General features: G+C 58.0%; 17 protein-coding genes. 8 read left to right on the top strand and 9 right to left on the bottom strand.

Annotation, left to right across the window (positions count from 1 at the left end; genetic code table 11):
* Positions 1–137: 137 nt before the first annotated feature.
* The 5 genes from FTW19_RS03080 to FTW19_RS03060 all read right to left on the bottom strand — a co-directional run bounded on the left by FTW19_RS03080 (position 138) and on the right by FTW19_RS03060 (position 4,535).
* Positions 138–779 carry a hypothetical protein gene (locus FTW19_RS03080; RefSeq protein WP_246153547.1) on the bottom strand — a complete coding sequence of 214 codons (642 nt, stop codon included), beginning with the start codon at positions 777–779 and terminating at the stop codon, positions 138–140.
* Positions 780–873: 94 nt separating this feature from the next.
* Positions 874–1,533: a carbonic anhydrase gene (locus tag FTW19_RS03075; protein ID WP_147646276.1), complete on the bottom strand. Its 660-nt coding sequence runs from the start codon at positions 1,531–1,533 to the stop codon at positions 874–876.
* 121 nt (positions 1,534–1,654) lie between these two features.
* Entirely contained in the window at positions 1,655–2,653 is a 999-nt protein-coding gene (locus tag FTW19_RS03070; protein WP_147646275.1) for a hypothetical protein, read from the bottom strand.
* Between the two features lie 32 nt (positions 2,654–2,685).
* Positions 2,686–3,234: a cupin domain-containing protein gene (locus FTW19_RS03065; protein ID WP_147646274.1), complete on the bottom strand. Its 549-nt coding sequence runs from the start codon at positions 3,232–3,234 to the stop codon at positions 2,686–2,688.
* A gap of 122 nt (positions 3,235–3,356) precedes the next feature.
* Positions 3,357–4,535, bottom strand: a complete 1,179-nt coding sequence (locus FTW19_RS03060; protein WP_147646273.1) for a DUF1624 domain-containing protein — start codon at positions 4,533–4,535, stop codon at positions 3,357–3,359.
* A gap of 94 nt (positions 4,536–4,629) precedes the next feature.
* On the opposite strand from FTW19_RS03060, the gene FTW19_RS03055 reads away from it, so the two are divergent.
* The 4 genes from FTW19_RS03055 (at position 4,630) to FTW19_RS03040 (ending at position 7,154) form a co-directional block, all read left to right on the top strand.
* The gene (locus FTW19_RS03055) at positions 4,630–5,631 is read left to right on the top strand and encodes a sigma-70 family RNA polymerase sigma factor (RefSeq protein WP_222705523.1); all 1,002 of its coding nucleotides are present in this window, start codon (positions 4,630–4,632) and stop codon (positions 5,629–5,631) included.
* Between the two features lie 112 nt (positions 5,632–5,743).
* A complete protein-coding gene (locus FTW19_RS03050; protein WP_147646272.1) occupies positions 5,744–6,175 on the top strand; it encodes a DoxX family protein in 432 nt (143 codons plus the stop codon).
* 37 nt (positions 6,176–6,212) lie between these two features.
* Positions 6,213–6,623 carry a VOC family protein gene (locus FTW19_RS03045; protein WP_147646271.1) on the top strand — a complete coding sequence of 137 codons (411 nt, stop codon included), beginning with the start codon at positions 6,213–6,215 and terminating at the stop codon, positions 6,621–6,623.
* A gap of 54 nt (positions 6,624–6,677) precedes the next feature.
* A complete protein-coding gene (locus FTW19_RS03040; RefSeq protein ID WP_147646270.1) occupies positions 6,678–7,154 on the top strand; it encodes an SRPBCC family protein in 477 nt (158 codons plus the stop codon).
* Positions 7,155–7,201: 47 nt separating this feature from the next.
* On the opposite strand, the gene FTW19_RS03035 is transcribed toward FTW19_RS03040, so the two are convergent.
* The gene (locus FTW19_RS03035; protein WP_147646269.1) at positions 7,202–7,573 is read right to left on the bottom strand and encodes a DoxX family protein; all 372 of its coding nucleotides are present in this window, start codon (positions 7,571–7,573) and stop codon (positions 7,202–7,204) included.
* 206 nt (positions 7,574–7,779) lie between these two features.
* Here FTW19_RS03035 and FTW19_RS03030 point away from each other — a divergent pair, with 206 nt between their 5' ends.
* The 3 genes from FTW19_RS03030 to FTW19_RS03020 are packed head-to-tail and all read left to right on the top strand — an operon-like array spanning position 7,780 to position 10,857.
* Entirely contained in the window at positions 7,780–8,424 is a 645-nt protein-coding gene (locus FTW19_RS03030; protein ID WP_147646268.1) for a ferric reductase-like transmembrane domain-containing protein, read from the top strand.
* A gap of 11 nt (positions 8,425–8,435) precedes the next feature.
* A complete protein-coding gene (locus tag FTW19_RS03025) occupies positions 8,436–9,683 on the top strand; it encodes a retropepsin-like aspartic protease (RefSeq protein WP_147646267.1) in 1,248 nt (415 codons plus the stop codon).
* Between the two features lie 46 nt (positions 9,684–9,729).
* Positions 9,730–10,857, top strand: a complete 1,128-nt coding sequence (locus FTW19_RS03020; RefSeq protein WP_147646266.1) for an alpha/beta hydrolase — start codon at positions 9,730–9,732, stop codon at positions 10,855–10,857.
* A 119-nt stretch (positions 10,858–10,976) separates the two neighbouring features.
* On the opposite strand, the gene FTW19_RS03015 is transcribed toward FTW19_RS03020, so the two are convergent.
* Both FTW19_RS03015 and FTW19_RS03010 read right to left on the bottom strand, forming a co-directional pair.
* Positions 10,977–11,684, bottom strand: coding sequence for a rhodanese-related sulfurtransferase (locus tag FTW19_RS03015; protein WP_147646265.1), 708 nt, complete (start codon positions 11,682–11,684; stop codon positions 10,977–10,979).
* A gap of 286 nt (positions 11,685–11,970) precedes the next feature.
* A complete protein-coding gene (locus tag FTW19_RS03010; protein WP_147646264.1) occupies positions 11,971–12,951 on the bottom strand; it encodes a hypothetical protein in 981 nt (326 codons plus the stop codon).
* A 231-nt stretch (positions 12,952–13,182) separates the two neighbouring features.
* Between FTW19_RS03010 and FTW19_RS03005 the strand changes: the two genes are divergently transcribed.
* Positions 13,183–14,091 (top strand): LysR family transcriptional regulator, encoded by a 909-nt coding sequence (locus tag FTW19_RS03005; protein ID WP_147646263.1) that lies wholly within the window; start codon positions 13,183–13,185, stop codon positions 14,089–14,091.
* Positions 14,092–14,095: 4 nt separating this feature from the next.
* Here FTW19_RS03005 and FTW19_RS03000 read toward each other — a convergent pair whose 3' ends face one another.
* Positions 14,096–14,569 carry a hypothetical protein gene (locus tag FTW19_RS03000; RefSeq protein ID WP_147646262.1) on the bottom strand — a complete coding sequence of 158 codons (474 nt, stop codon included), beginning with the start codon at positions 14,567–14,569 and terminating at the stop codon, positions 14,096–14,098.
* Positions 14,570–14,805 lie beyond the last annotated feature (236 nt).

Here is a 14,805-nt window from a genome sequence, read left to right as displayed (position 1 = left end):
TGAATGGTGCTTGGCGGGTTGGGTCTCTTAATGCCGCTAACCTGGGGCGTTGCCCAGGCTGATATATAGAGCGCGCCTTCAGCGCTATAAAGATAATCCTCCGCCGTCCCTTCTATTCGAACGGAGGCAGAGCGTAACTACTGCACGACGCCCGAGTCGTCGCCCGTAGTGCTGTTGCCGGTTTTGGTCAGTTGCCAGCCTTGCGGAGTATTGGTGAGCATTGCGGTTGTCGGTTTTGGTCCGCTGAGGGCGAACTGTATCGCTGGGAAGGCGATCTTGGTTTCGGGGGCCTCTGCCCAGTCGGGGACGCCGTCGATGGTGTAGTGATAGTTCACCGTCGTGGTCGCTCCTGGCTGATCGGACGTGGGCGTGTTGCTGTCAATCGATGCAACCTTGCGATGGCCGTAGCAGAAGTTGCCGTAGCCGGGCTGGGATGGATCCACTGTCCAGGCGGAGCGGCCCTTTTCGCTGATGTCGTAGTTGTTCATCTGTTTGGAGACGATGATGATCTTCTTCTCGGCTGAGGTGCGGGTTAGCAGTCCCTGGTCGACCAGGGCATCGAACTGGCGCGTCTTGTCCTGGTCAGAGTGCGCTACTTGTACGGGGAACTGCGGTGGCGCCGGCCATACACACAGGGGGTGAGCGGCATAGTATGTATCGATCGCGCCGGCATAGTTAGGAGCGACCGTAGCTGTCTTCTTGCAGGCCGTCATCACAAGGACTACGGCGCTCACCGAAAACGCGACTATCCGCAGCGCTTCTTTCACCTTCCGTTTCATGCAACCTTAGTTGCCGGGCCGGAGATTGCAGTTGTCACCGCCCGAGTCATTCTTTCGGCTATCAAATAGACAGAACAACTTAGGTTTGCACCGGCTACAGAAGCGTGACGGCGCCGGTGGCGACGTCGTAGAAGGCAGCCTGAATCTTCAGCTTGCCCTCGTTGACCAGGGGCCGCAGCACGGTAGAGGTCTGGGCGAGTAGGCTGGCCTGGATCTGCGCATTTTTCTTGATGGTGGCGACCAGATCTCCTCCTGCGGCCTCGATGGCAGGCTGCAGATGCGGATAGAGCGAGGCAATCTGGCCGGGGACAGGCTTTTTCGCGATGGCTGCTTTGACCGCGCCGCAGTTGGCATGGCCCATGACCAGAAGGACCTTCGCGCCCAGAACCGCGGCTCCGTATTCGAGGCTGCCGATGATCTCAGAGTTGATGATGTTGCCGGCAACACGGCTGACGAAGATGTGACCAATGGTCTGGTCGAAGACCAGCTCCACGGGGACACGGGAGTCGGCGCAGGAGAGCACGGCCGCGAAGGGCTCCTGCTTGTCGACCGTGTGTTCCTTCAGGACCTTGAGGTCCTGGGCGATGCTTGTGTATTGCTCTGCGACGAAGCGACGGTTACCTTCCATCAGCCGCTGAAGCGCTGCGTCCGGAGAAGAAGGCAGGGCTTCCTGTGCAGCTAACGAGAAGGAAGGCGCGATAGAGGCTGAAGCGGCAGTAAAGAGGAAGGTGCGGCGTGACCAAGGTGTGCTCATTGGCGTCTCCCGGAGCGGCATGGAACAGCGCGCTTATCTGGCCCCTCGACTATACCCCTCTCCTGCTGCGTCGTCATGCATCCTGCGGTGAATTCAGCAATGCCGTCGCTGACGGGCGAAGCTATTGCCGTTCGTACCAGCGAAGCACGCGCAGGGCGCGGAGCGTATTCCACCGGCTTGGCTCACCAACCGCTTCTCCCACGGGAAACGGGAGCGCCTCGTCGTAAGCACGGTCGAGAAGCCAGCGGCCGTCGGGCTGGCGGCCGCTCTTGAGAATCTCGATTGCTTCGCTGAGCCGCGGATCGGCGTGGTTGGCGGTACGGAAGTAGTCGAGGGCGCGGAGAATGTCGTAGTGATAGCGCGGCGGGAAGGCGAGCTCCAGGAACTCGGCGTTCGCGATTTCGCCGGTAGAGAGCCGGCGGAAGAGGCTGCGCTGCAGTAGGTATTCCTCACCGCGAGCTCTGGCTGAAGCAATCTCCGGAGCCGAGCTAACCACCGAAGCAGCGGTGGCGGCGCGTTCATACTCGAGCAGGCCTTCAAGAACGCAGATGGTGGTGTGGAAGGAGGAGCGGCTGCTCGTCGGCGCGTCACAATTCCAACCGCCATCTTCAAGCTGCTGCGAGATAAGACGTTGCGCGAGAGTTGAGGACGGACGGCCGAAGTAGCCGCCGAGTGCAAGCACACCGCCGTTGATGCAAGGCTCTTCTTCGCCCTCAAAGAACGGGTTGCCACCGGGTGTGGGAGGACGCAGGTCCCAGAAGCCTGGATGGTCGTCCCAGCAAAGGCTGGTTTCGAGCCGGACAACAGCCGCATCGACAGCGGGATCGGCTGGATCGATTCCCATGGCTCGCAGCAGAAGCATGGTCACAAGCGTTGATGCCCATTTGGGCTCGTCGGTCCGGAGCCATGAACCATCCGGCTGCTGGCTGGAGATAACCTTCGCTCCCAGGCCTTCGAGTGGGATGCGGGAGCGCTCGGATGAAGCTGGTTGAATAGTTGAATGGTTGAATAGTGGAATCGTCTCTGCTTCGACCGACGATGGAGGAGATTCCATAAGGTCACGTAGCGCCTGCCAGCGAATGGCGGGATCGGATTCGAGTAGCCAGTCAAGGGGAGTCATGATGCTGGTTCCTAGTTTGATGATGTCTGTGGCTATCGGAATTCGGTTCCGTATTTGAGCGCGATCTCGTGGATCTGTTCGCGGGTGAGTTGCTTCGGCGGTATTCCGGGAGCATCGCAAGTCTCGCGGAAGAAACCCTCCAGTCCGGGAGGTGAAACTATCCAGAGCAGCAACAGTTCGTGATCGGGGTTCTGGAAGCCGTGCCACGCATTGCGCGGGATGAAGATGCTTGTGCTCTTTTCGAAGGGATGGGGAACATCGTTCAGGAGGAAACTGCCGCTGCCTTCCAGAACATAGAAGACTTCATCCATGTGAAGGTGGCGGTGAACGGGAATCCCCGTACCCTGCATCACCTGCTGCGTGCCAAGCGCGAGCTGGTCGGAACCTGTTGCCGGAGATGCCTTAATGAGGATGGCGCCGTTGTCGCGGAAGTGGATAAGGGTTTCGCCTTCACCCGCGCTGAGCACCTGGCCCTGTCGCGTTGTATGCGACTGAGTCGAACCGGGTGGAAGGACCTGCGTAAGGCCAAGGCTGCCGGCGCCCACGAGGAACGAACGGCGTTGCGGATCGAATGCATCCATTCGGGCTCCCTCCCGGGCATCGCATGGAATTCTACCGTGTTGCGGTGTTGGATGGATTGATCTCAGCTGGCGACCAGAAAGGCGGGTCCTTCGCTGCGCTCAGGATGACAGCGTTTTAGCTGTCATAGATACGAGATCCACCAGGAGCGTCTTCGCGATTTGACCATCGCCCACCAGCGGCAGAGTGGATAGAGGAGGACAAGCGCCGCCAGCCACACTACGTACACGACTGGCAGCGAGAAGCTGGAACCCGCAAGCGTTTCCGGAAGGAAGAATGCGCTGCGAACCTGGTCGAAGGCGCCTGCCATGGACCTGTGCGTCAGTATCAGCAGAACGATGTTCGCGGCATGGAGCAGGTAGATATGCACGACATACGCGAAGAGCGGCACCGAGCCGAAGACGCGAAGAATATCAGTGAAGCGGCCGTCCCAGCGATCGAACAGTGGCGCCAGAAGGAAGAGAATGCCGAGCGTGACGGAGAGAAAGAGCAGTGACGGCGGATACTTCTGCACGTTGAAGAAATGCATAACGGTCTGCGCTGGAGTCTCTCCGGATGTCCATGGATGCGGGTCGCCGTAGAGGTTCAATGCACGAAGACCGAAGAAGAAGACCAGGAGCAGCACGCCAGAGGCAGTAAGGATCTGGCCGCGGCGAAGGGAAAGGAAGACGGGCGCAATGGCATAACCGAGCGCCATGACAGCGATCCAGACAAGCAGCGGGTAGGTAATGAGCAACAGGGCTGCATCAGTATTGGGCCACCGTCCGCCGCTGTGAAGCACAGCCCAAAGTTGCCCTAGATGCCCTGCAGGGTGGAAACCGTCGAACAGATTGTGTCCCACGATGATGCCAAGACTGATAGCGAGGGTGGCCGCGCGTGGAAGCCAGATGAGTGCGGCGAGGGCGATCATGGAGCATCCGATCGCCCAGATCACCTGCAGGTAGATGAGGTAGGGAACCGAGAAGGCCCAGCCGAAGCTGATGACGGTTACCTCGAGCACAAGAAGCCAGACGCCGCGCGCGAGAAGGAAGCGGGAGAGCTGGGCGATCGATTTGCCGCGATGATGCTGCAGCCATGCCGAGACACCGGCAAGGAGAAGAAAGGCGGGAGCGCAGACATGCGTGATCCAACGGGTGAGAAAGACCGCCGGTGTGGTCTGCGCCGCGTCTAACGGATCATAGGCATAACTACTCGCGTGAAAGAAGTCGCGCGTGTGGTCGAGCGCCATGAGACAGATAACCAGACCACGAAGCGCGTCGATGGAGTGGAGGCGTGGCCGCGGCGGGACGATCAGAGGCTCCATCAGTGCTGTCTACCTTATGCGTGGACGACCAATGTGCAACATCATACGGCTGATTGAAGGATTGAAGAATTGAATAATTGAAGGATCGAACCAGTTGCCTGGCAGACATCTGCTCGATGGAGCGGCTACAATCGATCTCGCTTCTGTGACCATGGATATCAGCCAGATCGAGATGTATCGGCCTGCTCTGACCGGCCATTGTTATCGCATGCTGGGTTCCGTCTTCGATGCAGACGATGCCGTGCAGGAGACGATGATTCGGGCATGGAAGAGCCTTGAGAGCTTTGACGGCCGCTCGACCTTAAAGACCTGGCTATATCGCATTGCCACCAATGTCTGCCTCGATGAACTGAAGAAGCGTGGCCGGCGCGCCAGGCCGGTCGACGAAGGTATTCCTTCCTCAGGTGCACCTCCGCTGGAGTCGTTGACACAGCAACCGCAGGAGTACTGGATCGAACCGATTCTGGATACCCAGGTCGTCTCGAACGATGCCAGTCCGGCGGAACAGGTGGTGCAGCGGCAGAGCGTGCGGCTTGCTTTTGTGGCAGCGCTGCAGAATCTTGCTCCGCGGCAGCGCGCCGCGTTGCTGATGACAGAAGTCCTGGGATGCTCTGCCTCCGAGGTAGCCGAGACGCTGGAGACCTCTGTGCCCTCAGTGAACAGCGCATTACAGCGCGCCCGGGCAACGTTGGCGAAACGCAGTGAGGAACAGCCGGTCTCGCTGACCGCAGCTCAGCAGGGAATGCTGCGACGGTATGTTACGGCCTTCGAACAGTACGATGTCGCCGGACTTACAGCGCTGATGCGTGAGGATGTCACGCTGTGCATGCCTCCGTTTGAGCTATGGCTGCAGGGGCCGGAAGAGATTCAGACCTGGATGCTGGGCCTGGGTTGCGGCTGCAGGGGATCGCGTTTATTCCCGACCTCTGCCTCCGGCTGGCCTGCATTTGTGCAGTACCGCCCGAATCCCGAGGGCGGGCATAAGGCCTGGGGCCTGATCGTGCTGGAGCTGGATGGCGACCGGATCGCGGGCGTAACCACGTTCCTGGATACGGCACGCCTGTTTCCCCGGTTCGGGTTTGGGATGACCGTTTAATTAGTTGAATTGTTGAATGGTTGAATTGTTTGAGCCCCGAGAAATATTTTCTGGACACCGATGAGTTTTGGTTGCCGGGGCAGTCAATGCGTTCGTAAGGAGAACACGAACCATGACTGCACAGACCATTGCGAACTCTGAGACCTTTTCAACCCATCCCGGACAGAAAACCATTTCCCGGACCCAACTCTGGATTGGACGCGTGTTGAGCTGGCTGGCCGCGGCCTTCTTTCTGATGGATGCCGGCATGAAGCTGGTGAAGCCACCTTTTGTGGTGCAGGCCACCGTGCAACTCGGCTATCCCGAAAGCTGCATCATTGGCCTTGGCGTCGCCCTACTGTTGAGCACGCTTCTCTATCTGATTCCACGCACCGCCATTTTTGGCGCAGTACTGCTGACCGGCTACCTTGGCGGAGCCGTGGCAGCGAATGTCCGCATCAGCTCTGGATGGTTCAACATGCTGTTTCCGGTTGTGTTCGCAAGCATTGCCTGGACCGGCCTCTATCTGCGCGACTGGCGGCTGAAGACGTTTCTCGCTCGCTAAACACCATTCCACTACAACCAGACATAAGGAGATCACGATGAAGAGCGTTCTTGCATTTCTGCACTTTGAAGGCAACTGCCGCCAGGCGATGCATTTCTATCAACAATGTCTCGGCACGGAGCTGCAGCTTACCCCGTATCCGGACGCCGATGGCAAGCCTTCGAGCGATGCCAATGCCATGATCATGCACAGCCAGTTGACCTACAAGGGCCAGCCCATTCTGATGGCCTCAGACTCGGCGCCCGGCGGTAAGGTCCACGCCGGCAACAACTTCACGGTCTCAGTCGACTGCGAGTCGCTGGCGGAACTGGAACAGTTCTTTGCGTCCGTTGCGGCGGGCGGGACGATTCGCCTGCCGCTGAGCGATATGCCCTGGGGTGCGCGTTTCGGCATGCTGACTGACAAGTTCGGAATCCAGTGGTTCTTCAACTGCGCCCTATCTCAGTAAGCCGCGACGACGTAGTCGACTTCACATCTTCACAGCAAAAGGAGTAATGGACGTATGAGCAACACGACGACAGAGACCAGAGGACGCGACCTGATTCTTACCAGCGTGATTGACGCCGCCCCGGAGAAGCTGTTTCGCGCATGGACCGAACCGGAGCTGATGAAACAGTGGATCGCTCCGCTGCCGTTTACGACGCCACACGCGGAGACCGACCTTCGTGCAGGCGGAACAACGTTGTTCGTAATGCGCGGTCCGGACGGAACGGAGTTTCCCTGCCGCGGCGTCTACCTCGAGGTTGTACCGAATGAGCGCGTGGTCTTCACCGATGCGTACACCAGCGCCTGGGAGCCCTCAGAGAAACCCTTCATGACTGTCACTCTTACCTTCGAGGCATACGAAGGAAAGACAAAGTACACGGCGGTAGCCCGCCATTGGACTGAAGCCGATCGTGAAGCACACGAGAAGATGGGCTTCCATGAGGGCTGGAAGATCTGCACGGAGCAGCTTGCAAAGTTAGTGGCTGGACGATAGAAGAAGACCGCATATTCGAGATGACCTCTGCATCGGGCGCATATCCTCTACGGATGTGCGCCCATCCTTATGCGAGCATTCCACAGTATCCACGAGAGGAGCGTCAGCAACGTAAACACAGATGGAGCAATCGCCGCGGCAAGTCCGTCTCCGCGCAAAATGTGAGATGCGGCAGCACCGGTCAACTCAAATACGGTTCCGGCGTAGGCCCATTCCCGGATGCGGTTGATTCGGGGAACGACGAGAGCAATGGCGGCCAGGACCTTCCAGAAGCCAAGGATCGTCATCATGTAGAGCGGGTAACCGAGGTGGATCATCACCGCCGAGGCCCATTGGGCTCGCATCAGATCGGCGATGCCTCCCACGAACAACTCCGCCGCAATAATGCCTGTCGCCAACCAGTAGAGAACAGATTTCATGGACCTCTCCTGCAACCATGCTTATCTGGAACCCTGCCCATCGTATCGCTGTCTACGATGCGATGGAGAGCGACCTGGTTTCACGTCCATTTGCCTGATTGGTTCCATCTGCTTCGCAAAGACCGTTCCACAATGGTAAGAAGGATGGGCGGAATTGCCAGGACGTAGAACGTCCGCAACCGCGTCTACGAGAGAGAAACAAAGTTATGGGTAGCACAGCATACTGGGTGAACCGCACAAAGCGGCACGGCCTGCTCGCTATGAGCGCGATCATCATCACCGCCGGCGCTTATCTTGCGACACCTCCACCCGATTTCAGGCATCGGTTCAGCATGGCAACGGCGTATGCCAGCCTGGCCTTCTTTGTGGCTTCGCTCTGGCTTGGTCCGTGGAACGTTCTTCGCCGCAGACCGAACCCGGTAAGCTTCGATCTGCGCAGAGATATCGGCATCTGGGCCGCAATGCTTGCGCTGGTACATACCGCCGTGGGCTTGACCGTACATTTGCGGGGGCGGATGTGGATGTACTTCTTCAAGCGCCTGCATCCGTTGGCGATCCAGAATACAAAGTTTGGCTTCGCTAACTTTGTAGGCTTAGCTGCGGCGATACTCTTCCTGCTTCTGCTGGCAATCTCGAATGACCTTTCGCTACGGCGCCTCGGTGTGGGGCGCTGGAAGGCAATACAGCAGTGGGCCTATGTCACTTTCGGGCTCACCATCGCGCATGGAGTTGCGTACCAGATGATCGAGAAGCGCAAGGTTCCATGGGTGGTTGTGTTTGCCTGCCTCAGCGTTGCTGCGGTTGTGATTCAGACGATTGGGTGGAAAAGGATGGGGCGTAAAACCGATTGAGGAGTTGAGTGATGGAAGCATTGAATAAAGTTTCGAGGCTATCAGCTATGAAAATCTGCCTGCTCGCGTTGAGCATGGTGTCGCCCTCAACGCGTGCGCAGGTCACATCATCAACTCTTGACGACCTTGTCCGTGAGCGACGTTGGAGCGAACTTCGAATCGCGGCCTCAAAGGACAGCAACGCTGATTTCTACAACGCCGTGGCGGCTGCCGTCTACAACGATTCCAAAGCGGAGTCGCTATTCAAGCAGGTAGTTCAGGAGGCGCCGACCTCGGAACATGCCTACGAGGCTTACAACTGGCTGGCAAATCTCTATCAGAAGTCTGGCCGTTACCATAGCCTTGTCGCCATTCGCCAGGAACAGTGGAAGCTGTTCCCTGGCAAAGAGGAGGTCGCCTCACAGAGAAAAGAGGACGCTCCCTTTATGAATCTCCCCGATCAGGAGAACGGTCCACGCGCCGCATCCGTGTTGCGCCACGACGGCCATTCGCTTCCCGCTCCGGCAACGATCAACGGAAAGCATGTCGAATTTTTCTTTGATAATGGCGCCGATCTTTCATGCATCTCGGAGAATGAGGCAAAACGGCTTGGCCTAACCTTTTCAAACTCTACGGGCATCCTAGGGACTATGGCACAGAGCGTCGGGTTCCGTATGGCAACAGCAAAGCGGGTCACCATAGGTAAGATGCATTTCCGAAATGTCTCCTTTGCCGTGTTCCCGGACGATCAGCCACCGATGTCTCTCGTACCCATGGATCATCGTGGGATTATTGGCCTGCCACTCATGGTTGCGATTGCGACCTTTCGCTGGGATGCGAAGGGCACGCTCACCATTGGGGAAGAACCCCACGAATTTGTTCCAGAGCGCTCGAACCTCATCTTCGATGCAGGAGACCACCTTGTCTTGCAGGCGAAGTTTCAAGAGAACCCGATATGGATGTCATTAGACTCCGGCGCAACTACAACTGACATCTATGCGCCGTTTGCCCGCAAGTTCTCTGACTATCTGCAACAGCACGGAAGAGCGGGAAAGAATGAGATCATCGGACTCGGCGGCACAGAGAGCAACGATGCGATCGATGTTTCTGAACTCTCATTCCAGGTCGACGGGAAAAATCTGACACTCAGCCCTGCCCATATCATGACGAAACGCCAGGATCATCGCGACTGGATTTTCGCGAATGCTGGGAAAGATCTCTATATGCAGACATCCGGCTTCGTGTTGGATCTTTACGCAATGAAATTGATATTGAAGTAGGCGGCGGATCTCACGGGATATACTTCGCGGCGAGGTGAAAGCTGCGATGCGTCTGTCTCTCTACCGTCTCTCCTGTGCCGTCCTTCTGCTGGCAACCTGCGCGGGAGCGGATGCACAAACCGCGACACCGTCCACGACACCGGTCCGGCCACCGGCGCCGACACGTGATGCGCACACGCCCGGTTATGTCGAGGCGAAAGATCTGGTCGATGGGGAGCTTCCGCCAGCGGACCAGGATGGCAACTTCATTCTTGGGCCGACACATCAGCCCGCACCAGAGGCCGTCGCTCACGAAGGAATACCGCATGGCGATGTCGGCGAGTTTGTCCTGAGCTCGGCCGACAGCAAGATCTATCCGGGCATTGCGCGGGAGGCGAATACCTTCGGCACTCCCGATCCGAACGATCCGGCGAAGCTGATCGTCACCACCAGCCATCCCGCCCCCTATACGCGCAAGGTCACGGTCTACGTGCCGAAGCAGTATGTTGCGGGCACAGCCGCGCCCTTCATTGTCGGCGCCGATGGGCCGGATACGCTGCTCTTCACTGTGCTCGACTCGCTGATCGCCGCACATAAGGTTCCGCCGATGATTGCCATCTCCATCTCAAACGGCAGTGGCGATGCCCAGGGCAGTGAACGCGGCCTTGAGTACGACACCATGTCGGGGCGCTATGCGGAGTTTGTCGAGCAGGAGGTTTTACCGAAGGTGGAGTCGCAGTTTCATGTGAAGCTTACGCATGATCCAGAGGGCCGCGCCAGTATGGGCGGAAGCTCGGGCGGGTCATGCGCTCTGATCATGGCCTGGTATCACCCGGAGCTTTACCATCGCGTCCTGACCTACTCCGGCACATATGTGAACCAGCAGTGGCCGAGCGACCCGAAGACTCCGCATGGAGCGTGGGAGTTTCATGAACACCTGATCCCACAGTCCGCACGGAAGCCGATACGTCTGTGGATGGAGGTGGGTGACCGCGATCATCTGAATCCTAATGCCATGCGCGACAACATGCACGACTGGGTGGTAGCCAACGAGAATATGGCGCGAGTGCTGAAGGCGAAGGGCTACCACTACCAGTTCGTCTTCGCTCGCAATGCCGGGCATACCGATCGAACGGTGAAACAGCAGACGCTGGCAGAGGCGCTGGAGTATTTGTGGAAGGGATATAAGTTTTAGGGCTAGAGCATTTTCCCTGTAGGTGTAGTGCAGGGTTTCTCGATCTATGGGCGTTTTCCGCAATGAAAGCGCCGCTGCCCGCCCTTCCGGGATACCCAGCAACAGGGAAAATGCACTACTTACTGGAAGTCTTCCGGGGTGACCACGGTGCGCTTATCGAAGATGTAGCACTGTCCCTGCCATTTGCTCTCCTGCTCAGGGACCTGCTCCAGGTAACGCAGGATGCCGCCTCTTAGGTGATACACCTCTTCAAAGCCCTCCTGCAGCATGAAGGCGGAGGCCTTCTCGCAGCGAATGCCGCCCGTGCAAAACATCGCTACCTTGCGATGCTTTGCCGGATCCAGATTCTGACGTACGTACGCAGCAAACTCAGAGAAGCTGGCCGTCTGCGGCAGTACCGCCCTCTCAAAGGTGCCGACCTCTGTCTCGTAACTGTTGCGGGTATCGAGGACCAATACATCCTCCTGTGCGATCAGTTCGTTCCAGTCGTCGGGTTGGACATAGGTGCCTGGCTGGTTGGGATTGACGTTCTGACGGAAAGTGATGATCTCCCGCTTTACGGCAAAACGCAGCTTGCGGAAGGGCTCTGTTTTGGAAGCGGTGAACTTTACTTCGGCGCGGTCCAGGCCGACCTTCTCGGCGAGAGTCGCCAGCAGCCGGTCGATGGTTTCGGCAGAGCCGGCCATCGTGCCATTGATGCCTTCTTCGGCAATCAGCAGAGTGCCGAGCAGGTCCGAGTCCTGGAAGAGACGACGTAACTCTGCCGCGAGAGCTTTCGGCTCTGCGATCGAGAGGAACCGGTAAAAGGCTGCGATGGTGTAAGTCACGCTCTTTTAATCATAGTTGCTGGGTTGTATTTAACACCCACTCCTCGACCAGGATGGGTAAAAAGAATGTCGGCCGAGCAATCTGGATAAGGTTACGAACCGGTGGGAGCAGCGGGCTTCAGCCCGCTGATTCAAGGTCATAGAAGCGTCGGGGCTCTGTCACCATCACGTAAAGGCCCAGGGCTAAAGCCCATACATTATGAGACCGGAAAACCGTGGGCTGAAAGCCCACGGCTCCCACCGGTTCGAACTTCGTTCGAGTTCCCGCTCATTCTGGACACCGGCCTCAATGGGACAACGACCCTGCTACGAGCGCCACGATAATCACGAGGGCAACAACCCCGCCTCCTGCCACAATCGTCGCGAATGCCCGACCTGCGAGGCGAGGCCGCTCATGCTCTACCAAAACGTGGCGCACGCCACAGGCTCCGTGCACCGCGAGCGCCAGGACACCAAGGAAGTAATAGGGCACCAGGCGAACGCTCCATGGGTCCTTGAGCAGGTTATCTGCCGTAAGCCAGACCCAGTTGGTGTCGATGTGGCGAAGATATCTGGCCCGCATCACCGCGCTTACGTGCGATGCAAAGAAGAGCAGAAGATACATTCCGGAGGCGTTCTGTACCGTGTCGATCCAACCGGAGAATGGCTTGCGTATCCTGTGAGCGAGAAGCACCCAGCCACTTGCAACCTGAAAGAGGACGCAGGCCAGAAGCAGGCTCTCCACTACCGGTGAGCGATAGACCACGCGCAGGTGGCGCATGACAGCGATATGCGTTTCACCGCCGAGAACACCGGCCAAATGGTTGGTGAGGTGGGCGACGGCGAAGATGGTGATGAGTGCCGCGGAGATTCCATGCGCGACCGCCAGCTTTGCCGGACGTACGTCAGCATTGTCGGCGGCTTCTGGCCGCTCGGTCAGGAGGATCAGTAGCAGAATGCACCACAACAAAACCCATACGCCGTTGGCGCGATAGGGAATCCACCGCTGCGAATCGAGCCAGCCGCCCAGGAAGCTGTAGAGCGCCGGTGCACCGATGGCGAAATACGCAATCCTTGTCGCACGGCGATAAGTATTCGTCCGCGCCAATCGGAATGCGAGATAGAGACATACTGCCGGTGCGAGCAGCGTCAGCAGCAGCGCAAAGGGTGACCACGCTGCAACACTCCAGACCAGGACCGGATAGAACAGACCGATGAGGCAAGGGGTGATCCGCAGGCGAAGCGAGAGTTTGATGTTTTGGGCAGATACGGGTGCAGCCGTCGTCATCGGGAACGGTCTCCTGTGCTCCTTGGCAATCAAGGCTAGATCATTTTTCCTGTAGGTGTAGTGTAGGGTTTCCGCATCTATGAGCGTTTTCCTCAATGAAAACACCGCTGCACGCCCCTTCCGGAATACCCAGCAACAGGAAAAATGCTCTAACGCGTAATTGGCGCCATGAACATTTCTAATTGAGGACTATATTCCCCATACGTCCAGGACATCGTACAAATAGTACGTATGCGTTTGACGCAACTGCGACAGGCCGATCTCAATCTCCTGGTTATCTTCGCCGTCTTTGCCGAAGAGAGAAATGTTTCGCGCGCCGCGACACGGCTGCTGCTGAGCCAGCCGGCCGTGAGCCGGGCCTTACAGCGGCTGCGCGACATGTTCCATGACGATCTCTTTGTTCGATCGGCTGGGAGTTACGAGCTCACACCGCAGGGTCAGCGTCTGTTAGGTGAACTAGAAGTGATGCTGCCGAAGTTGGACCGCCTTTTGAGCGGCTCAAACTTCGATCCTGCGAACGAACAGGCGAACTTTCGGATTGCGGTGACGGACAATGGAGCCGCTGTCCTGATTCCTGAGCTCTGTCGCGATGTGCTGCCCAAAGCCAGGAAGGTGCGTTTCGAGTTTGTGGCCTGGCACAGCGGCACCTTTGACGAAGTAAGACATGGCAGCGTGGATTTGACCTTTGCTGCCAGCATCGTGGAGGCGCCCTCTCCTTTACAGAGCCAGACCATCTTTGATGAGGAATTTGTCTGCGTCGTCGATGCGAAGTATCCGTCGAGAAAGGCGATGAGCCTGGAGCAGTATCTTCAGGCGGAACATATCTGCGTCAGCATCCAGGGCGGGATACAGGTCGCGCCCGACAAGCCGCTGGCGGCCAAAGGATACAAGCGCCAGATTGCCATACACGTCCCGTATTTCGAAGCAGCCGTACGTTGTGTTGCGGGAACAAAGTTGATGGCGACAGTACCCAGGAAGTTCATCGCGGGAGCTATCTCCAACCCGGCGATCAAGATTCTGAAGCCACCTGCCGAGATCAGCACCTTCCGCTATGTGATGACGTGGCATCCGCGCCTGAATACGGATGCCGCGCACACCTGGCTTCGCGCCACGATGAGAGAGATCGGTGGAAGGATTTAGAGCTCTAGCGATGGCGCACGACGGTTCCACGTGGCCCTGAGCGTGTCACAACCGCATTGCCTGTACCACGCCCGACGACCGTGCGGTTTGCGGAGTTGCCGTTCGGCCCGGTCACCGTGGTGGAGTTGCCGCCGGCGTAGCGCTGCGTGTTGCGTGTGACTGTCTGCCCGTTGGGCCCGGTTGCCGTAACATTCACATCACCGGTGCCGCGACCGGTGACAGTGCGCGAAGCGGTCTGCCCATTTGGCCCGGTAACAGTTGTCGAGTTGCCCCCGGCGTAATGGCCGGTAGTGCGGGTGGCGGTCTGTCCATTAGGGCCCGTAACCGTAACGTTCGTCTGGCCGTTGCCACGGGTTGCAGTGCGGGTTGCCGTCTGGCCATTGGCGCCGGTCACGGTGGTTGTGGTGGTGCTGCTTTGCGCCAGCGCCACTCCCGTACTCAAAGCAAAGATGGCTGCGATAGCAGAAAGTCTGTTCATGATGTGTCTCCTTGAGATGTAGCGTGCGGCGGCGTATGCACTGCCGACATTCGTGTGAGAACCGGCCGTACGGGAATGGTCGCGGAATAGAAGTGTAAGGTTATGTCTAGAGCATTTCTCCTGTTGCTGGGTATCCCGTGAGGAGGGTACAGCGGCGTTTTCATTGCGGAAAACGCCCATAGATGCCCAAGCCCCGCAATACACCTACAGGAGAAATGCTCTGCCTGGCATGGACA

The organism is Terriglobus albidus (assembly GCF_008000815.1).
Classification (GTDB): Bacteria; Acidobacteriota; Terriglobia; order Terriglobales; family Acidobacteriaceae; genus Terriglobus; species Terriglobus albidus_A.
Note: the sequence above shows the minus strand (reverse complement) of the source record. Positions and strands in the feature narration are given on the sequence as shown.